18 protein-coding genes are annotated in these 21,068 nt (G+C 46.2%); 16 read left to right on the top strand and 2 right to left on the bottom strand.

Features of this window, described 5'->3' with window-relative positions:
- Window positions 1-368 precede the first annotated feature (368 nt).
- The 16 genes from atpD (at window position 369) to IM792_RS06580 (ending at window position 18,104) form a co-directional block, all read left to right on the top strand.
- Entirely contained in the window at window positions 369-1,874 is a 1,506-nt protein-coding gene (atpD, locus tag IM792_RS06655; protein ID WP_194101055.1) for a F0F1 ATP synthase subunit beta, read from the top strand.
- 120 nt (window positions 1,875-1,994) lie between these two features.
- Window positions 1,995-2,243, top strand: a complete 249-nt coding sequence (gene atpC / locus IM792_RS06650) for an ATP synthase F1 subunit epsilon (protein ID WP_194101054.1) — start codon at window positions 1,995-1,997, stop codon at window positions 2,241-2,243.
- Between the two features lie 336 nt (window positions 2,244-2,579).
- Window positions 2,580-4,286 carry a dihydroxy-acid dehydratase gene (gene ilvD / locus IM792_RS06645; RefSeq protein WP_194101053.1) on the top strand — a complete coding sequence of 569 codons (1,707 nt, stop codon included), beginning with the start codon at window positions 2,580-2,582 and terminating at the stop codon, window positions 4,284-4,286.
- Window positions 4,287-4,497: 211 nt separating this feature from the next.
- Window positions 4,498-6,237 carry a biosynthetic-type acetolactate synthase large subunit gene (gene ilvB, locus IM792_RS06640; RefSeq protein ID WP_194101052.1) on the top strand — a complete coding sequence of 580 codons (1,740 nt, stop codon included), beginning with the start codon at window positions 4,498-4,500 and terminating at the stop codon, window positions 6,235-6,237.
- A 60-nt stretch (window positions 6,238-6,297) separates the two neighbouring features.
- Complete coding sequence (gene ilvN, locus IM792_RS06635; RefSeq protein ID WP_228084967.1) at window positions 6,298-6,945, top strand: acetolactate synthase small subunit; 648 nt, start codon at window positions 6,298-6,300, stop codon at window positions 6,943-6,945.
- A gap of 258 nt (window positions 6,946-7,203) precedes the next feature.
- A complete protein-coding gene (gene ilvC / locus IM792_RS06630) occupies window positions 7,204-8,262 on the top strand; it encodes a ketol-acid reductoisomerase (protein WP_194101051.1) in 1,059 nt (352 codons plus the stop codon).
- A gap of 165 nt (window positions 8,263-8,427) precedes the next feature.
- Window positions 8,428-9,855 (top strand): 3-isopropylmalate dehydratase large subunit, encoded by a 1,428-nt coding sequence (gene leuC / locus IM792_RS06625; protein ID WP_194101050.1) that lies wholly within the window; start codon window positions 8,428-8,430, stop codon window positions 9,853-9,855.
- 8 nt (window positions 9,856-9,863) lie between these two features.
- Entirely contained in the window at window positions 9,864-10,271 is a 408-nt protein-coding gene (locus tag IM792_RS06620) for a GxxExxY protein (protein ID WP_194101049.1), read from the top strand.
- A 13-nt stretch (window positions 10,272-10,284) separates the two neighbouring features.
- Entirely contained in the window at window positions 10,285-10,878 is a 594-nt protein-coding gene (gene leuD / locus IM792_RS06615) for a 3-isopropylmalate dehydratase small subunit (RefSeq protein ID WP_194101048.1), read from the top strand.
- A 79-nt stretch (window positions 10,879-10,957) separates the two neighbouring features.
- Window positions 10,958-12,028, top strand: a complete 1,071-nt coding sequence (gene leuB, locus IM792_RS06610; protein ID WP_194101047.1) for a 3-isopropylmalate dehydrogenase — start codon at window positions 10,958-10,960, stop codon at window positions 12,026-12,028.
- A 133-nt stretch (window positions 12,029-12,161) separates the two neighbouring features.
- Window positions 12,162-12,920 carry a methyltransferase domain-containing protein gene (locus IM792_RS06605; RefSeq protein ID WP_194101046.1) on the top strand — a complete coding sequence of 253 codons (759 nt, stop codon included), beginning with the start codon at window positions 12,162-12,164 and terminating at the stop codon, window positions 12,918-12,920.
- A 138-nt stretch (window positions 12,921-13,058) separates the two neighbouring features.
- A complete protein-coding gene (locus IM792_RS06600) occupies window positions 13,059-14,222 on the top strand; it encodes a 2-isopropylmalate synthase (protein ID WP_194101045.1) in 1,164 nt (387 codons plus the stop codon).
- Window positions 14,223-14,228: 6 nt separating this feature from the next.
- Entirely contained in the window at window positions 14,229-15,479 is a 1,251-nt protein-coding gene (gene ilvA, locus IM792_RS06595) for a threonine ammonia-lyase IlvA (protein ID WP_194101423.1), read from the top strand.
- A 130-nt stretch (window positions 15,480-15,609) separates the two neighbouring features.
- Window positions 15,610-16,680, top strand: coding sequence for an NADPH dehydrogenase NamA (gene namA / locus IM792_RS06590; protein WP_194101044.1), 1,071 nt, complete (start codon window positions 15,610-15,612; stop codon window positions 16,678-16,680).
- A gap of 192 nt (window positions 16,681-16,872) precedes the next feature.
- On the top strand, window positions 16,873-17,292 hold the full coding sequence (locus IM792_RS06585) for an OsmC family peroxiredoxin (RefSeq protein ID WP_194101043.1): 420 nt from the start codon (window positions 16,873-16,875) through the stop codon (window positions 17,290-17,292).
- 224 nt (window positions 17,293-17,516) lie between these two features.
- The gene (locus IM792_RS06580; protein WP_194101042.1) at window positions 17,517-18,104 is read left to right on the top strand and encodes a DUF4230 domain-containing protein; all 588 of its coding nucleotides are present in this window, start codon (window positions 17,517-17,519) and stop codon (window positions 18,102-18,104) included.
- Between the two features lie 3 nt (window positions 18,105-18,107).
- On the opposite strand, the gene dacB is transcribed toward IM792_RS06580, so the two are convergent.
- Both dacB and IM792_RS06570 read right to left on the bottom strand, forming a co-directional pair.
- Window positions 18,108-19,520 carry a D-alanyl-D-alanine carboxypeptidase/D-alanyl-D-alanine-endopeptidase gene (dacB, locus tag IM792_RS06575; RefSeq protein WP_194101041.1) on the bottom strand — a complete coding sequence of 471 codons (1,413 nt, stop codon included), beginning with the start codon at window positions 19,518-19,520 and terminating at the stop codon, window positions 18,108-18,110.
- Window positions 19,492-20,946 carry an amino acid permease gene (locus IM792_RS06570; RefSeq protein ID WP_194101040.1) on the bottom strand — a complete coding sequence of 485 codons (1,455 nt, stop codon included), beginning with the start codon at window positions 20,944-20,946 and terminating at the stop codon, window positions 19,492-19,494. The genes dacB and IM792_RS06570 overlap by 29 nt, the downstream gene beginning before the upstream one ends.
- Window positions 20,947-21,068 lie beyond the last annotated feature (122 nt).

Raw genomic sequence — 21,068 nt, 5'->3', positions numbered from 1 at the left:
CCGCTAAGATAGCAAAATTGAAAATTGTTGAGCAGTTTGGTAGAGATTTTATTTGGGTCGATGGTTCATGGTCCATAGTCGATAGTCGATGGTCGATAGACCATAGCCCATGGTTGATAGTGTATGGTATTTTTATAAACATATTATACATCATCACTCTTACCATGGACTATGGTCTATCGACCATAGACTAATCCCCCCACTACACACTCACTACACATTCTGCTAAGTGCCTGTAATCAACATCGAAAAATCTTATTAACACGGTATAAATATTTCGTTATAAATCATAACTTTGCGCTCCGAATAGTATACTGTTAAAGGGATGCTATACAACACACTATAATATTTTAATATCAGGTTATAATATGCCAAACACTGGAAAAATATCGCGGATCATCGGTCCCGTAGTTGACGTAAGCTTTAGCGAAGGCACTCTTCCTAAAATTTACAGCGCTTTAGAGATCACTAAACAAAACGGTCAGAAAATTGTGCTTGAGGTACAGCAACACCTTGGCGAAGACAGGGTACGTGCCATAGCTATGGACTCAACCGACGGTTTATTACGCGGTATGCCTGTTACAGATTTAGGCTCAGGTATTAAAATGCCTGTTGGCGAAGCTATCAAAGGCCGTGTATTTAACGTAGTAGGCGATCCAATCGACGGTATTGCCGCTCTTGACAAAACAAACGGTCGTGCTATACACAACCAGCCTCCTCGTTTTGAAGATCTATCAACCGAAAGCGAAGTACTGTTTACCGGTATCAAGGTTATCGATTTGCTGGAGCCTTACGCTAAAGGTGGTAAAATTGGTTTGTTTGGTGGTGCCGGTGTAGGTAAAACCGTATTGATCCAGGAGCTGATCAACAATATCGCGAAAGCGTATTCAGGTTTATCAGTATTTGCCGGTGTAGGCGAGCGTACCCGTGAAGGTAATGACCTTTTACGTGAGATGCTTGAATCGGGCATTATAAAATATGGTGATGAGTTTATGCACTCAATGGAAGAAGGTGGCTGGGACTTAACTAAAGTTGATGCCGAAGCTTTGAAGGATTCAAAAGCAACCTTCGTGTTCGGTCAGATGAACGAACCTCCGGGTGCACGTGCACGTGTGGCACTTTCAGGTTTAACTATTGCCGAATACTTCCGCGATGGTGACGAAGAAGGTGGTAAAGGTCGTGATATCCTGTTCTTTATTGATAACATCTTCCGTTTCACCCAGGCAGGCTCTGAGGTATCGGCACTATTAGGCCGTATGCCATCAGCGGTAGGTTACCAACCAACCCTTGCTACCGAGATGGGTTTGATGCAGGAGCGTATCACATCAACCAAACGTGGTTCAATTACATCAGTACAGGCAGTATATGTACCTGCGGATGACTTGACCGACCCTGCGCCGGCCACAACCTTCGCCCACTTGGATGCTACTACCGTACTTTCACGTAAAATTGCTGAGTTAGGTATCTACCCTGCGGTTGACCCTCTGGATTCAACCTCACGTATCCTTAGCCCGGCTATCCTTGGCGATGAGCATTACAACACTGCTCAACGCGTTAAAGAAACCCTGCAACGTTACAAAGAACTTCAGGATATCATCGCCATCTTAGGTATGGATGAGTTATCTGAAGAAGATAAACTGGTTGTATCACGCGCTCGTCGTGTTCAGCGTTTCCTTTCACAGCCATTCCACGTTGCCGAGCAGTTCACCGGCTTAAAAGGTGTACTGGTTGACATTAAAGAAACTATCAAAGGTTTCAACATGATCATGGATGGTGAAGTTGACGAATACCCTGAAGCAGCCTTCAACCTTGTAGGTAACATTGAAGACGCTATTGAAAAAGGTAAAAAACTGTTAGCTGAGGCTAACGCTTAATTATAATGTGCAGATGAGTAAATATGCCAATGTGCGGATAACTGTATATTGTATATTTACTCATTAGCAATTAACATCTGCATATTTGCACATCAGCATATCTGCACATCAATAAAAGAGATGACTTTAGAAATTCTTACACCAGATAAAACAGTATTTGAGGGCGAGGCTGCTTCGGTTACCGTACCTGGTATACTGGGTGCTTTTGAAATACTTAATAACCACGCTCCTATTATTTCTATCCTTCAGGATGGTAAACTGATAGTGCGCGGTGGTTCGGTACAAAAAGAAACCTTTATTATTAAAGGCGGGGTTGTTGAAGCCGCTAATAATAAAGTTACCGTACTGGCCGAAGGTATTTCACACTAAAAATTTAAAAGAATAAGCCAAAGCCCCGGTAATTGTTACCGGGGCTTTTTTTTGCACTTATTTTTCGGGTTTTAACCATTTCAGGCAGAATTTGAATAGTTTATTATGCAAGCATAGATTTTATACCGAATACCAATTTACACTTTGGTATAATATGCTAAATATATTATTCTTAATTTTATTAATTAATCAGAATTAAATTCTGAAATAAAATAATTAATAAAATATAATATCAAATTTAAATTTTCATAAAAGCTATTGCATTAAAAAAGAGGTCTTTCTACCTTAACAATATCGATTAATTATATCTACATCGGTAACAAATTATAAAAGATAATGAGCGATACTACAGATACTTTACAGGCTGTTGAATTAAACAAATACAGCAAAACCCTTACCCAGGACCCTACCCAACCGGCGGCACAAGCCATGCTATACGGCATTGGCCTTACCGACGATGATATGAAAAAAGCGCAGGTAGGCGTGGCAAGTATGGGTTACGATGGCAACCCATGTAACATGCACCTTAACGGTTTGGCACAGGTTGTTAAAAAAGGTATTTGGGATGAGGAGCTTGTTGGCCTGATATTTAACACCATTGGTGTGAGCGACGGCATGAGCAACGGTACCGAAGGTATGCGCTACTCGCTGGTTAGTCGTGATGTTATTGCTGACTCGATTGAGGCTGTTTGCGGCGCTCAGTATTATGATGGTTTGATCACCCTGCCGGGTTGCGATAAAAACATGCCCGGCTCACTGATAGCCATGGGCAGGTTGAACCGCCCATCAATCATGGTATACGGTGGCACCATTAAACCCGGCCACTGGAAGGGTGAGGACTTAAACATTGTATCGGCATTTGAGGCCCTTGGTAAAAAGATAGCCGGCCAGATAGATGATGTTGACTTTATGGGCGTAGTTAAAAATGCCTGCCCAAGCGCGGGTGCCTGCGGTGGTATCTATACAGCCAACACTATGGCCGCGGCTATCGAGGCTATGGGTATGAGCCTGCCTTACTCATCATCAAACCCGGCATTAAGTGAAGAAAAACAAGCGGAATGCCTTGCGGCCGGTAAAGCCATCAAAGTATTGCTTGAAAAAGATATTAAGCCAAGCGACATCATGACGCGTAAGGCTTTTGAGAACGCTATCATAACCATTATGGTAATGGGCGGCTCAACAAACGCTGTATTACACCTTATCGCGATAGCGAAAAGTGTGGGCGTAAAATTAACACAGGATGATTTTCAGGAACTGACCAACCGTACCCCGCTATTGGCCGATATGAAGCCAAGCGGTAAGTACATGATGGAGGATCTGCACAAGGTGGGTGGTATACCTGCCGTAATGAAATACCTGTTAAAACTGGGTTGGTTACATGGCGAATGCCTTACTGTAACCGGCAAAACCCTTGCCGAGAACCTTGCCGAAGTACCTGAACTGGATTTTGATACCCAAAAGGTGATGCTGCCGGTTGAGCAGGCTATAAAGGCTACCGGCCACTTACAAATATTGTACGGTAACATTGCCGAGGGTGGCAGCGTAGCCAAAATAACCGGTAAAGAAGGCGAGCGCTTTGTAGGCCCTGCCCGCGTGTTCGACGGTGAATTTGAATTGATAGATGGTATAATGTCAGGACGAGTCAAATCGGGTGATGTGGTGGTGATCCGCAACGTTGGGCCAAAGGGCGCACCCGGTATGCCTGAAATGCTGAAGCCTACATCGGCCATATTTGGCGCGGGCTTAGGCAGCTCGGTAGCATTGATAACCGACGGACGCTTCTCGGGCGGCACACATGGTTTTGTGGTTGGCCACATCACCCCCGAAGCTTTTGAAGGGGGCCTGATAGCTATGGTAAAAGATAATGACATTATTGAAATTGATGCCGTTAACAATACCATGAACGTAAAACTAAGCGACGAAGAAATTGCAGCCCGCAGGGCACAATGGCAACAACCCGCGCTTAAGGCAACAAAAGGGCTGCTATATAAATACGCAAAATCAGTAAGCACAGCCGCCGAAGGTTGTGTTACGGATGAGTAAGGGTCTGAACCATTTTTCTGAACCAGAATTTTCAGAATTTGAGAATCGGCAGAATTTAATTTGAAATAAAAACATTCATTCTGTTTATTCTTAAATTCTGAAAATTCTGGTTCAAGACTGAAAATTCCGGTTCAAGACAAATTCAATACAAAAAACAAAGAGAATCACATTCGAAATTGAACATTCGAAATTCGAAATAAAACAAAATACCATGGAAGTTGCACAACAGGAAATACCTGCACCAGCCAAAACCAAAGAAACTGTAGAGGTTTCGGGTTCAGTAGCATTGCTTGAGGCTTTGATAGCTGAGGGTACCGATACCATTTTTGGGTATCCGGGCGGGGCTATCATGCCTATTTATGATGCTTTGTATGATTATAACGAGAAACTGAACCACGTACTGGTGCGCCATGAACAGGGCGGTATTCACGCCGGACAGGGTTATGCACGTACATCGGGCAAGGTTGGCGTAGTGTTCGCTACCAGCGGCCCGGGCGCTACCAACCTGGTTACCGGCCTGGCCGATGCGCAGATAGACAGCACACCATTGGTTTGCATTACCGGCCAGGTGTTCGCGCACCTGTTAGGTACCGATGCTTTCCAGGAAACCGACGTGATTAACATCACCACCCCGGTTACCAAATGGAACTACCAGGTAACTGACGCTAACGAAATTCCGGAAGTTATTGCCAAGGCATTTTACATTGCCCGCAGCGGTCGCCCAGGCCCGGTATTGATAGATATTACTAAGAATGCCCAAATACAAAAATTCAATTACGAAGGTTATACCGCCTGCAACCACATACGCAGCTACAGGCCAAAACCTATTGTGCGTAAACAATATGTTGAGCAAGCTGCCGAGCTGATCAATCAGGCTAAAAAACCATTTGTGTTGTTTGGTCAGGGTGTAATATTGGGCAGTGCCGAGCAGGAATTCAAGGCTTTTATTGAGAAAGCAGGCATTCCATCAGCATGGACCATTTTAGGTGTGGGCGCTATCCCTACCGATCACCCGCTGAACGTAGGTATGCTGGGTATGCACGGTAACTATGGCCCTAACGTATTAACCAACGAGTGTGATGTATTGATAGCCATAGGCATGCGTTTTGACGACCGCGTAACCGGCCGTTTAGATAAATACGCCAAACAAGCCAAGGTTATCCACCTGGATATTGACCCGGCCGAGATAGACAAGAACGTACAAACTACCGTACCGGTATGGGGCGACTGTAAGGAAACCCTGCCTTTGCTTACCGAACTGGTGGATGCAAAATCGCACACGGAATGGCTGGCAAAATTCAATGATTTTACCCAAAAGGAAGTTGAAGCCGTTATCCATAACGAACTTAACCCTACAACCGAAGAAATGACGATGGGCGAAGTGATCAGGGTACTGAATGAGCTTACCGGTGGCGATGCCGTTATTGTTACCGACGTTGGCCAGCACCAAATGGTAGGCTGCCGTTATGCTAAGTTCAACAAAACCCGCAGCAACGTTACCAGTGGTGGTTTGGGTACTATGGGCTTTGCCCTGCCAGCTGCCATAGGCGCTAAATTCGGCGCGCAGGATCGCCCGGTGGTAGCCATTATTGGCGATGGTGGTTTCCAGATGACCTTGCAGGAGCTGGGCACCATTATGCAAACCGGCGTTAACGTGAAGATCATCATCCTGAATAATCGCTTTTTAGGCATGGTACGCCAATGGCAGGAGTTGTTTAACGAGCGTCGTTACTCGTTTGTTGATATTCAAAGTCCTGATTTTGTACGCGTGGCCAGCGGTTACGGCATCGCGGGCAAATCTGTAAACGACCGCAGCGAGCTTACCCCGGCATTAGAGCAAATGCTGAACCACGATGGTTCATTCCTGCTGGAAGTGATGGTTACCAAAGAGAACAATGTATTCCCGATGGTACCACAAGGTTGCAGCGTATCTGAAATCAGGCTTAAATAATGCCCCTCCCGGCCTCCCCTGAAGGGGAGGTGAGATAAAACTTTCAAAAGAATTTAGATCATGACAAACACATCAAATGAAAATAAAGAAGTCCTCCCTACAGGGGAGGATTTAGGTGGGGCTAAACAGGAATTTAACATAACGGTATATACCGAAAACCAAATTGGTCTTTTAAACCGAATTGCTATTATATTTACACGCCGTAAGATCAATATCGACAGCCTGAACACTTCACCGTCAGAGATTGACAGTATACACCGCTTCACCATCGTGATAAACGAAACTGAAGATGTGGTACGTAAGCTGTGCCGCCAGATAGAGAAGCAGGTAGAAGTACTGAAAGTATACTATCATACCAATGCTGATGTGATTTGGCAGGAAATGGCGCTTTACAAGGTATCAACCAACGTAATTGCCGAGCAGGTTAGCGTTGAGCGCTTATTACGCGAAAATGGTGCCCGCGCGGTAGTGATCCGCAAGGATTATACGGTGTTTGAAACCACCGGTCACCGTGAGGAAACCGAGTCGCTGATAAAAATTCTACAGCCTTTCGGACTAATAGAGTTTGTACGCAGCGCTCGTGTAGCCATCATCAAGGATAGCGAAGGCTTTAACGCCAAGCTGCGCGAATTTGAACGCCTTGAACCAGGTGAAGAAGTGATAGAGAACGAATATTTAAACCAGGGGCAAAAGGTGTTTACGATGTAAACTATCTGTCCTTGATCAGAATTTACAAAATTTGAGAATTAACAGAATGAATATCAATCCAATAAATTCTGTTCATCCTTAAATTCTGAGAATTTTGGTTCAGAACAAAAGAATGACTGTCAGTTAATTAAAAAATTCTGTCCATTCTCAAATTCTAAAAATTCTGGTTCAAGAAATATTAAGAAATTATAAAAAATCAAACTAAACAATAAAAACGGTGATCGCTGAATAGTTGCGATCACAACAAAAACAAAAAACATGGCAAAATTAAATTTCGGCGGTACTGAAGAAAATGTAGTTACCCGCGAGGAGTTCCCTTTATCAAAAGCTCAGGACGTACTTAAAAACGAAACTGTAGCCGTTATTGGTTACGGTGTTCAAGGTCCGGGCCAGGCTTTAAACCAAAAAGACAATGGCATTAACGTAATTGTTGGTCAGCGTAAAAACTCAAAAACCTGGGATAAAGCAATTGCCGACGGCTTTGTACCCGGCGAAACTCTGTTTGAAATTGAAGAAGCCCTTGAAAAAGGTACTATCATTTGCTACCTGCTTAGCGATGCAGCACAAATTGAGCTTTGGCCAACTGTTAAAAAACACTTAACTCCGGGTAAGGCATTATATTTCTCTCACGGTTTCGGTATCACTTTTAACGAGCAAACTGGCATCATTCCTCCTGCTGATGTTGACGTATTCCTGGTTGCCCCTAAAGGTTCAGGCACTTCACTGCGCCGTATGTTCCTGCAAGGTCGTGGCTTAAACTCAAGCTTCGCTATCTTCCAGGATGCTACCGGTAAAGCATGGGATCGTGTTATCGCCCTTGGTATTGCCGTAGGTAGCGGTTACCTGTTCGAAACTGATTTCAAGAAAGAAGTATTCAGCGACCTTACCGGCGAGCGTGGTACTTTAATGGGTTGTATTCAGGGTATCTTCGCTGCACAGTACGATGTATTACGCAGCAATGGCCACACTCCATCTGAGGCATTTAACGAAACTGTTGAGGAGTTAACCCAATCATTAATGCCATTGGTTGCTGAAAATGGTATGGACTGGATGTACGCCAACTGTTCAACAACCGCTCAACGTGGCGCGCTTGACTGGTGGAAGAAATTCCGTGACGCTACTAAACCTGTTTTTGAAGAATTATACAACAGCGTTGCTACCGGCAAAGAGTCACAACGTTCTATCGACTCAAACAGCCAGCCTGATTACCGCGAAAAACTTAACGCCGAACTTGCCGAGCTACGCGACAGCGAACTATGGCAGGCAGGTAAAACTGTACGCAGCCTTCGCCCTGAAAACCAGGCAGTAGAAGCGTAACATTAGGCGAAAGCTTAAAGCATAAAGGCGAAAGCCAAAATAACTCATCCCCCTTTGCAATGCAAAGGGGGATATATTGCAAAAGCAATAACCGAGTTAACCATGTAATGCGCAACCTAACTGACTGATACCGCACATTACATATACAATAGGACAAAAAGAAAAATGGCAAAGACATTATTTGATAAGATCTGGGATGCGCACGTTGTTAGCAGCAAGGAGGGATTCCCGGATATTTTGTACATCGATACACACTTCATCCACGAGGTTACCAGTCCGCAGGCTTTTGACGGATTGCGTAAGCGTGGATTACCTGTTTTCAGGCCTAAGCAAACCGTTGCCACGGCCGATCATAACGTACCTACTTGGGATCAGCACCTGCCGATAAAGGAGGAGCTATCGCGCTACCAGGTGGATATGCTTACAAAAAACTGCGCCGAATTTGGCGTTGAGCTTTATGGCCTCGGCCATCCATACCAGGGCATTGTGCACGTAATAGGCCCTGAACTGGGCATAACCCGCCCGGGCAGCACTTATGTTTGCGGCGACAGCCATACCTCTACCCACGGCGCCTTCGGGTCGATAGCGTTTGGTATAGGTACCTCACAGGTTGAGCAGGTACTGGCCACCCAGTGCTTACTGCAATCGCGCCCTAAACGCATGAAAATTGAAGTTAACGGCACCCTGCAAAAAGGCGTGGGCGCAAAAGATATTATACTTTACATCATCAGCAAAATATCGGCTGCCGGCGGTACCGGTTATTTTGTTGAATATGCCGGCGATACCATCCGTTCGCTAAGCATGGAAGGCCGCATGACCATCTGTAACATGAGCATCGAAATGGGTGCGCGCGGTGGTTTAATAGCGCCCGACCAAACTACTATCGACTATGTAAAAGGCCGTGAATTTGCCCCTAAAGGCGAAGAATGGGATAAAGCCGTTGCCTACTGGCAAACACTTTACTCTGACGAGGATGCCAAGTTCGATTCGGTATTAACCTTTAAGGCCGAAGATATTGAGCCTATGATAACCTACGGTACCAACCCGGGTATGGGCATTGGTGTTACACAACACGTACCGGCTACTGAGGATTTTGAACCAAAGGAACAAGGCTCATACAAAAAAGCCCTTGACTATATGGGTCTGCATGATGATGAGCAGTTGTTAGGCAAACCTATCGACTACGTATTCATCGGCAGCTGTACCAACTCACGCATTGAGGATCTGCGCCAGGTGGCAGCCTTTGTAAAAGGCAAACACAAGGCAGATAACGTAGTGGTTTGGGTAGTACCCGGCTCAAAACAAGTGGAGCAGCAAGCCATAGCCGAAGGTTTGGATAAGATATTCGAATCGGCAGGTTTCCCGCTACGCGAACCGGGTTGCAGCGCATGCCTGGGCATGAACGAGGACAAGATACCGTCAGGCAAATATTGCGTATCAACCTCAAACCGCAACTTTGAAGGCCGCCAGGGACCAAACTCCCGCACCTTTTTAGCCAGCCCCCTAACCGCCGCAGCAGCAGCTATTACGGGTAGGGTTACTGATATTAGGGAGATGTTGTCGGCATCAGAATTTGCAGAATTAGTTGATTAACAGAATTCATGCAACGTGATGAACTTACATATAAGATAATTGGATGCGCAATGCAGGTGCATAATACTTTGGGCAACGGCTTTCAGGAAGTTATTTACCAAAGATGTTTAGCTATTGAGTTATTGAACGCAGGTATATCATTTGTAAGGGAGCAGGAACAAACAATTTATTATAAAGGTATTGATGTAGGTACCAGGAGAGCAGATTTTATAATTGAGGATAAACTAACGGTAGAATTAAAGGCGATAATAAATTTAGAAGATGTGCACTTAGCACAAGCAAAGAATTACACTATCGCTTACGATTTCCCGATCGGGTTGCTTATCAATTTCGGAAGCACCAGTCTTCAATATAAACTGATCTTCAATCCACGATATAATACCAACATACATTCAGCAAATTCTATAATTCAGTAAATTCTGATTTAAGATGACAAAAATTTTCAAACATATACAAACCAGCGTGGTGCCTCTGCCTATCGAGAATATTGATACGGATCAGATCATTCCCGCGCGTTTTTTGAAGGCCACTACCCGCGAGGGTTTTGGCAATAACCTGTTTCGCGATTGGCGCTTTGACGAGAACGATCAACCGAAAGAGGACTTTGTACTAAACCACCCTACCTACAGCGGTAAGGTGCTGGTAGCGGGCAAAAACTTTGGTTGCGGCAGTAGTCGAGAGCATGCGGCCTGGGCCATATCTGATTATGGTTTTGATGCCGTGGTAAGCAGCTTTTTTGCCGATATTTTTAAAGGTAACGCCCTTAACAACGGCTTGCTGCCGGTACAGGTGAGCGACGATTTCCTGAAAAAGATATTCGACGCCGTTTTTGCCGATCATACCACCGTGGTTGATATCGACCTTGAAAACCAGGTTATCAAAATATCATCAACCGGCGAGCAGGAAAGCTTCGAGATCAATCCGTACAAAAAAGCGTGTTTAATGAACGGCTACGATGATATTGACTATATACTGAGCAACAGGGCAGCAGTAGAGGAATTTGAAAAAGCCCCTAACCCCTAAAGGGGAACCGGAGAGCCGATTCAATAATTATAACATACATATTAAACACTTATTCCCCCTTTAGGGGGTTAGGGGGCAAATGAAAAAACACATTTTAGTAATACCAGGCGACGGCATTGGGCCGGAGGTTACAACCTGGGGTAAGGCGGTACTTGAAAAGGTTGGCGCGGCAGGCGGACATGAATTTACGTTTGACGAAGCCCTGATGGGCCATGCGGCCATTGAGGCTACCGGCAACCCGCTGCCTGATGAAACTTTAGAAAAAGCAAAAGCCAGTGATGCCATTTTGTTTGGTGCCATTGGCCATATAAAATATGATAACGATCCATCGGCAAAGGTACGCCCCGAGCAGGGGTTGTTGAAGATACGCAAGGAGCTTGGTCTGTATGCCAACCTGCGCCCCATCATGCTGTTTGATGAGTTGCTGGATGCATCGAGCCTGAAACCGGAGATATTAAGGGGAACGGATATCCTGTTCTTCCGCGAGTTGACCGGCGACGTTTACTTTGGCGAGAAAAAACGCAGCGACGACCGCAACACCGCGTCGGATTTGATGATCTATCACCGTTATGAGGTGGAGCGTATTGCCACCAAGGCTTACGAGGCTGCAAGTGCTCGTGGTAAACGCCTGTGCTCGGTTGATAAGGCCAACGTGTTAGAGGCTTCGCGCCTGTGGCGTGAGGTAGTGCAGGAAGTAGCCAAAAACTACCCCGATGTTGAAACAGAACACATGTTTATTGACAATGCCGCCATGCAACTGGTTAAAAACCCTAAAAAGTTTGATGTGGTACTTACCGCCAACCTTTTTGGTGATATCCTGACCGACGAGGCTTCGCAAATCGCGGGTTCAATGGGCATGCTGGCATCGGCATCTGTGGGTGATGGCACGGGCTTTTTTGAGCCTATCCACGGTTCGGCACATGACATTGCCGGGCAGGACAAGGCTAATCCGCTGGCCTCTATCCTATCCGTAGCGTTGATGTTCGAGATCAGCTTCGGCCTTAAAGAAGAAGCTAAAAAGATAACTGACGCTATCGATAAAGTATTAAAAGACGGCTACCGCACCGGCGACATTGCCGATGCCAATACCGACAAAGCCAAAATATTAGGCACCACCGCCATGGGACAAAAGGTGTTGGAATATTTGTAGGTATAGATGTGCAGATATGCAAATGTGCAGATGAGTACATGTGCCAGATAATAATTGAATTAAGAAATGATCAATGAAATCACCAAACAGCAATCGGTGAAATCATATAAAAAATCAGTGCAATCAGTAAACTATGAAGTGGAACGCTGAATTATACGACCAGAAACATGCCTTCGTATTTCAATACGGGGAGAATGTGCTTGAATTGTTGAATGCCCAACCCGGCGAGCATATACTCGATCTGGGTTGCGGTACCGGCTACCTCACGCAACAACTGCATGATATGGGCGTAATAGTTAAGGGTACCGATAGCTCGGCGGATATGATACGCCAGGCCAAGGCCAACTACCCCGGTGTTAACTTCGCTGTTGAGGATGCCACTAAATTCAAGTCTGCCGAAAAGTACGATGCTGTTTTTAGCAATGCCGTTTTGCACTGGATAAAAAATGCCGATGCCATGATGGATTGTGTGTACAAAAGCCTTAAACCCGGCGGCCGTTTTGTGGCCGAAATGGGTGGCAAAGGCAACGTACAGCACCTTATAGCGGCAACCAAACAGGTATTGCAACAGCACGGCTACCACAAGCAAGCTAAAAGCGAGATATGGTATTTCCCGTCTGTTGGCGAATATACCACCAAGCTGGAGGCACATGGTTTCAGGGTATCGTTCGCGGCGCATTTTGACCGTAAAACACCATTGCAGGATGGCGACCAGGGCGTAGCTAAATGGATCACCATGTTTGCGCCACTGTACCTGGTGGGTGTGCCCGAAGAAGAAAAACGACAAATGTTGCAGGAAGTTACCGCCCTGCTTGAACCGCACTACAACGAAGGCGGACAATGGTATGCCGACTATAAGCGTTTAAGGTTTATAGCCGTCAAGGAGATTTGAGTATTAAGATGTGAGATATGAGATGATCTATCTCACGGTAAATAAGATAAAAAAGAAATAAAATTGATATTGGTTTTTTGGTGTGGATGCAGCTATCTCATATCTAAAATCTAATATCTCACATCTAAAAAAAAGAACATGTTACACGATCCCAACCGAGTCTACATCTTTGATACCACGCTGCGCGATGGCGAGCAGGTACCGGGTTGCCAGTTAACAACCCCCGAAAAAATTGAGATAGCACGCGAACTGGAAGCGCTCGGCGTGGATGTTATTGAAGCGGGTTTCCCTATCTCGAGCCCCGGCGATTTTCAAAGTGTTGTTGAAATATCAAAAGCCGTAAAAGAACCTACCGTATGTGCACTTACCCGTGCCAACAAAGGCGATATAGATGCCGCGGTCGAATCGCTTAAATATGCCAAACGCCCACGTATACACACAGGCATCGGCTCGAGCGATATGCACATCAAGCATAAATTCAACAGCACCCGCGAAGAAATTCTGGAGCGTGCCGTTGAAGCCGTTAAATACGCCAAAAAATCTGTTGAAGATATTGAGTTTTACGCCGAGGATGCCGGTCGTGCCGATATTGAGTACCTGGCCAAAATGGTTGAGGCCGTTATTGGTGCCGGTGCTACGGTGGTAAATATACCCGATACCAACGGCTATTGCCTGCCCGACCAGTACGGCAGTAAGATCCGTTTCCTGAAAGAGAATGTGCGTAATATTGATCAGGCCATTATATCGGTACATTGCCATAACGACTTAGGTTTGGCAACAGCCAACTCTATTGCCGGTTTACAAAACGGTGCCCGCCAAATTGAGGGTACCATAAACGGCATTGGCGAGCGCGCGGGTAATACTTCTATTGAAGAAGTGGTAATGATCATGAAAACGCACCAAACTTTAGGCTTGCATACCAACATTAACAGCACTAAGTTTTATGAGATGAGCCGCATGGTGAGTACACAAATGCGCATGCCGGTACAGCCTAATAAAGCTATTGTTGGCGCTAACGCCTTTGCCCACAGCTCGGGTATACACCAGGATGGTTTCCTGAAAATGCGTGAGAATTACGAGATCATCCGCCCGGAAGATGTAGGCTTCCCGAGCGCGAGCATCGTGCTTACGGCCCGTAGTGGTCGCCATGCCTTGAAATTCCACCTGGAGCGTTTAGGCTTCCAGCTTAACAAAGAAGAACTGGCTGATACATACAAACGTTTTTTAACGCTGGCTGACAGCAAACTGGATATAAATGATATCGACCTGCAAGGTTTAATGGCTTATCGTTTAGTAAAATAATAAATGATGAGTACTGAAACCGAACATTTGCTTGATTTTGAACAGGCCTACCAACGCCTTGACGGGGTGGTTAACCATACGCCCCTGCAATACAATGCCGGCCTGTCGGCAAAATACGAGTGTGAGATATACCTGAAACGTGAAGACCTACAGGTAGTACGCTCATACAAACTGCGCGGCGCTTATAACATGATCAGCCAGTTAAATGCCGATCAGCTAAGGCGTGGCGTGGTTTGTGCCAGCGCGGGTAACCATGCGCAGGGCGTTGCCTTTTCGTGCAGCAGGCTGGGTACCAAGGGCGTAATCTTTATGCCCGAGATCACTCCAAAGCAAAAGGTAAAACAAACGCAAATGTTTGGCGGCGAAAATGTAGAGATAGTGCTTACCGGCGATACGTTTGACGATTGCCTGCGCGAAGCACTGGCCTATACCGAAGCCAACCAAATGACGTTCATTCCGCCGTTTGATACCCACCGCGTAATTGAGGGGCAGGGTACGGTAGGCGTTGAGATACTGGATAAACTACCCGATGTTGAGGCCGTGATAATGCCTGTTGGCGGCGGCGGTTTGGCTGCTGGTGTGGGCACTTACTTAAAACAACAAAACCCTGATGTGCTGCTTATTGGCGTTGAGCCCGAAGGTGCCCCATCAATGGTTGGCGCGTTCGCCCATAACGAGCCGGTAACGCTCGATCAGATAGATCGTTTTGTTGACGGTGCCGCCGTTAAACGTGTAGGTGCCATAACCTACGGCATTTGCCGCGAGGTATTGAACGATATGCTGCTGGTACCCGAGGGTAAGGTTTGTACCACCATCCTTAAACTATATAACGAGGATGCCATTGTGGTTGAGCCTGCCGGTGCATTGTCTGTTGCCGTGCTTGATTTGTGCAAGGAGCAGATAAAAGGTAAAAAAGTGGTGTGCATCATCAGCGGTGGTAACAATGATATTGACCGCATGGCCGAGATCAAAGAGAAATCACTGCTGTACGAAGGCTTGAAACATTACTTTATCGTTCGCTTTCCGCAACGCCCGGGCGCGCTTAAATTGTTTGTGAACAATGTGCTTGGCCCCGGCGATGATATTACCCGTTTCGAGTTCATCAAAAAAACCGCTAAGGAGAATGGCCCGGCGTTGGTAGGTATCGAACTAAAATCGGCCGACGACTACCCTGCCCTGCTGCAACGCATGGCCGCCCACCGTTTTGATGTTATCGAAATAAACCGCGATCAAACCTTGTTTGAGTATTTGGTGTAAGCCCAATCGGTCAAACTTAAGTAAACTATACTTTTAAAGCCGGATCACTGCCATGATCCGGCTTTGCATTTTACAATCCGCTGAACAATACCAAAACTTGAGTGTTCATATTTGCTGAAAACAAGTAAAAATGAGCAAACTTTTTTCAACCATAACCATTAAGGATGTCACCCTGCGTAACCGCATTGCCGTATCGCCAATGTGCGAGTATTCAAGCACCGATGGCTTTGCCAACAACTGGCATTTGGTGCATCTGGGCAGTCGTGCCATTGGTGGTGCAGGTTTAGTGATCAGTGAGGCCGCGGCGGTATCGCCCGAAGGCCGTATATCCTATGGCGACCTGGGCATCTGGAAAGATGAACACATTGAAAAACTAAAAGAAATAACCGATTTTATACATGAGCAAGGCGCCGTAGCCGGTATACAACTGGCACATGCGGGCCGTAAAGCCAGTCATCATAAACCCTGGGATGGCGGCAAGCTTATCCCCGCTGATCAGCCTAACGGATGGCCTACCGTAGCGCCAAGTGCCCTGCCATTTGCCGAGGCCACCGCAGCCCCTGCCGAACTGGACAAAGCCGGTATAGAAAAAATAAAGGCCGATTTTAAGGCCGCTGCCGCCAGATCATTAGCCGCCGGTTTTAAGGTGGCCGAAGTACACGCCGCTCACGGCTATCTGCTGCACGAATTTTATTCGCCATTAAGCAATCACCGTACGGATGAATACGGCGGCAGCTTTGAGAACCGCATCCGCCTGGTGCTTGAGGTGGTTGAGGCCGTGAAAGAAGTTTGGCCTGCCAATTTGCCGCTTTTCGTGCGCATATCGGCCACCGACTGGACTGAGGGCGGCTGGAACATTGATGATTCTGTAGCTCTTGCCAAAAAACTGAAAGATGCCGGTGTCGATGTAATTGATACCTCAACAGGTGGCAACGTAGCACGGGCTACCATTCCGCTTAAGCCGGGTTACCAGGTTGAATTTGCCGAAGCCATCAAAAAACAAACCGGCATACTTACCGGCGCTGTCGGCTTAATAACCGATGCCCAACAAGCCGATACCATTGTTGAAACCGGCCAGGCCGACCTGATATTCATAGCCCGCGAACTATTACGCGACCCACACTTCCCCCTACGTGCCGCCCACCAACTCAACCAGGAGATACAATGGCCGGTACAATATGAGCGCGCGAAGTGGGAGTAATTGGTTAATAGTCGATGGTCCATAGTCCATGGTAAGAAATGCCCTTCGCTATTGACTATCGACTATTCTTCCATGGACCATGGACTATGGTCTATCGACTAAAAAATTAACACAAACACCATCGACAATGGACTATGGACCATCGACCAAAATATATAACTTTACAAAACAACTAAACATAAATCAATAACTATGAAACGTACAGCAACCGCCCACTGGGCCGGAAATTTAAAAGAAGGTAAAGGCGAATTAAGCACTCAAAGCACCACCCTTAGCCAAACTCAATATTCATTTAAAACCCGTTTCGAAAGTGGTGTGGGCACTAACCCTGAGGAATTGCTGGCTGCCGCGCATGCAGGCTGCTTCACTATGGCGGTTAGCGCTACATTAACCCAGCAAGGCATCACCGCCGGCGATCTGAATACTGAGGCTATCCTTGAGCTGGATATGGTTAAGCTTGAAGTTACCGCCATTCACCTTGAGTTGAAAGCTTCGGTTATTGAGGGTGTATCTGAGGAGCAATTTAAAGAAGTTGCCGAAGGTGCCAAAGCAAACTGTATCATCTCAAAAGCTTTGAGCGTGCCTATCAGCCTGAGTGTAACCTACGCGTAATCTTATAAAACGTAATTAAACTAAGAGAGCAGATGTAGGTCTGCTCTTTTAGTTTAACAGAAGTTCGGGATAAGGATTTACCTCCTTGTCATTTCGAGCGATAGCGAGAAATCTGTACGCGTTCTCAGCAAAGCGATAGATTTCTCCTCGTTCCTCGTTCGAAATGACAAGTACTATAGGTAGCGCGTTCCGGAATTCACGTTAGTTTAAAACAAATTAAAAAAATGTCAAGTACCCGTAGTCGTGTATCTATCAGCCTGGTAATCTCTTTGGTTATCGTTGGCTTTTTGGTATTCCTTTTTCTTTACATTAAACGCCAGTTTACCGAAACCAAAACCGAGGTAAGCCAGGTGGTAATGGTGCAAAAAATAACCAGCATGGGCAAACTCGAACTGGTTAAATACGCCATGAAAGATATTGTGGAGAAGAAAGAAGTGCACACTTTTTTGCCGGATGAAAAGGTATTATTTTTAGCCGTTGGCGAAGTTACCGCCTGTATCGACCTTACCAAGGTAAAGGAGGAGGACATCATCCAAAGCAAAGACAGCGTTACCGTTACCCTGCCCGAACCTGAAATTTGCTATGCCAGGTTAGATCATCAGCAATCAAAGGTGTATGATATTACCGGTGCCTGGTTCCCGAGCAACGCGCGCGATATGGTGGAGGATGTGTACAAGATAGCCGAGAAAAAGATACTCGACGAAAGCAAAAAGATGAACATTACCGGCAAAGCGCGCGATAACGCCCAGCTTATATTTAAACCCCTGCTCGAAAGTATTTCGGGCAAAAAGGTGATCCTTAAATTCAAATAAAGGCTACTTCATTACATCCAGCACGCGGAACATCTTTTCCTTAATGCCCCGGGTAGTGCCGTTGTAATTATTTACAATGATGGAGAAGCATAGTTCACGGCCTTTATAGGTTTGATAACCGGTATAAGCAAGCACATCGGCAATGCTGCCGCTTTTCATCTTCATATCATTATAAACAGGCAGGCTCTCATAAAAGTACTTGTACCAGGGCTGCCCTTTGGCCGATTGCAGTACACGCGCCATAGTCAAAGTAGTTACCCTGTTACCCGGCGAAAGTCCACTGCCATCATAAATGTTCAGCGTTCTCACGTCGATGCCTTTGGTTTTCCAAAAATCCTGCAATACGGTTACGCCGTTGGGCGTTGTTGGTTCCTTACCTGCCTTTAGGGCGATGGTTTTCAGCAACTGCTCGGCATACAGGTTAAGGCTTTTTTGGTTGAGCCAGTAAATGATCTTGCTCAACTCCGGCGATTCAATAACCGTTAGCTGCTTAGCTATCGCGGGCGTGGTTTCGCCCTTCACGGCCAGTGTTAAGGTTGATTGCGGCTCTCCGCTTACCTTTAGGCCGAGGCGGTTCATGGTATCGGTCAATCGCAGGGCCACGTCAAAAGCTGGGTCGGGTATAGCGCCCGATACCGTTTTCTTGCTTTGATCAACCGCGTAAGTGCCCCGCAGATACATCAGCTTACCACCAACGGGCAGATAGATAAACGCCCTGTCGCCGGTACCGGCAGGCGCATTGGTGAGTTCACTTTTAAAGCTCAGGTATGGCATCAGGGGCACGGTACGGTCAACCGTAATAGCCGAACCTACCGCGCCGGTACGCAGCTTAATATCAAACTGGTTTTCGTGCCAGCACAGGGCATTAATGCCCGCGCCGTAGTAATTGCCTACATCCTGCCATATCCAGCCATCGGGCACGGCCTGGGTTCCGTAGGTACTGTCATCGCCAATAATGGCTCCGTTTATTTTTTTGATACCTGCCTTTTGTATAGTGGCAACCAGCAGGTTAAGTATATAATTCTCTTTAGTAGTATTCCAGCGCCAGCTGCCCAGAGTTGGGTCGCCGCCGCCTTTAATAATAATGCTGCCGTTCAGGGTACCATCGGGTGTAATGCTGCCGGTATAGCCAACGGTAGTTTGATACTGGTAATCGGCACTTAATAGGTTAAAAGCCGTTACCGAGGTTATGGTTTTTAAGGTTGATGCCGTGGCCAACCCCATGTTCGGGTTGGCGGCAAATACCTGCTCGCCGGTTTTGGCATCCAGTACCGTTAATGATACCGATGCGTAGCGGCACTGACTATCCTGCTGTAGTTTGCCAAAGGCCGTTTGCAATTGCTGCTGTAGCGTTTGGGCTTGAGCGTATCCTGTAACTAATAAAAAGCTAACTAACCAGCTCCGTTTTCTCATCATCCTCTTTAATGTTTCGCTTTGCAATATAGTAGATAGGTATGCCAATTAAAACTATAACAAGGCCGGGTAATGAATATTCGGGCTTGTAACGCAACAGCAATATGCAAAATGCTATACCCATCACAATATAAATAGCAGGCAAAACCGGGTAACCAAAAGCCTTATATGGGCGAGGCGCATCGGGGCGTTTTACCCGTAATATGTATATGCCGACGATGGTAAGCACGTAGAATATTACTACCACCAGCGATATCATATCCAGCAGGTTACCGTAAGTACCACTTAAACACAGTATACAAGCCAAACCACATTGCAGCCACAGGCCATACTCGGGCACTGAGAACTTATTGAGCGTACCCGTTTTTTTGAAGAACAGGCCATCCTTGGCCATAGTATAATACACACGGGCACCGGCCAAAATTAAGCCGTTATTACAACCAAAGGTAGAGATCATGATCATGAGGGCGATGATCACCGTACCAATATTGCCGAATATTACGGTTGACGCGGCTACCGCCACACGATCTTTTTCGGCCGTGGCTATTTCATGCAGCGGCAGTACCGAGGTATACATCAGGTTGGCCGATACATAAATTACGGTCACTATCAGCGTACCTAAAAACAAACTTAAACCAACATTGCGTTGCGGGTTTTTCATCTCGCCTGCAATAAAGGTTACGCTGTTCCAGGCATCGCTGCTAAAAATAGAACCCACTAATGATGCCGCTATGGCACCCAGTCCGGCGGCCATGGTGAGGCTTACGGTCGAGCCATCCTTATTCAAATTATGCAGATCCCAGGCGTTGGTCCAGTTGGCGGTCCAAACATCGCCTTTGGCCATAATAAAACCGAAAATGATCAGGCCGAACAAGCTCACCAGCTTGGTAAGCGTAAAGGTGGTTTGTATCATTTTACCGCCCTTTACACCCTTTGTATTGATGTACGTTAGCAGTATGATGAGTATTATAGATACCAGCTGCGCGGCGCTAAAGTTGAATGTTTTATCGCCCCAGTAATTAAAGCTGAACAAAATATTATCCTCACTTACGGCGGGCCACAGGTAAGCAAAAAACTTAGAGAATGCCACCCCTACCGCCGCGATAGTACCGGTTTGTATCACCGCGAAAAAACTCCATCCGTATAAAAAAGCTATCAGCTTATTGTAGGCTTCCTTAAGGTAAACATATTGCCCGCCCGCTTTAGGGAACATGGCACTCAGCTCACCGTAACTTACGGCGGCGGTAAGCGTCATGAAACCGGTTATCAGCCATACGGCTATCAGCCAGCCTGCCGAGCCTACGTTACGTATAATATCGGCGCTTACAATAAAAATACCCGACCCTATCATTGAGCCGGCAACCAGCATGGTGCCGTCAAGCAGGCCAAGTTCGTGCTTCATTCCGGAGGAAGAAGTGTTTTCTTTCATACAATTGTTTTGAGGTAAGTTAATATGTGGGTTAAGATAGTTATAAATTTCAGTAACCAAAAACCCGTAAATTATCCTGTTAGTACCAATATTTAGCTTAAAACATTCGGTTTTTCAAGTTA

The organism is Mucilaginibacter sp. JRF (genome assembly GCF_015223065.1).
Taxonomy (GTDB): domain Bacteria; phylum Bacteroidota; class Bacteroidia; order Sphingobacteriales; family Sphingobacteriaceae; genus Mucilaginibacter.
Note: the sequence above shows the minus strand (reverse complement) of the source record. Positions and strands in the feature narration are given on the sequence as shown.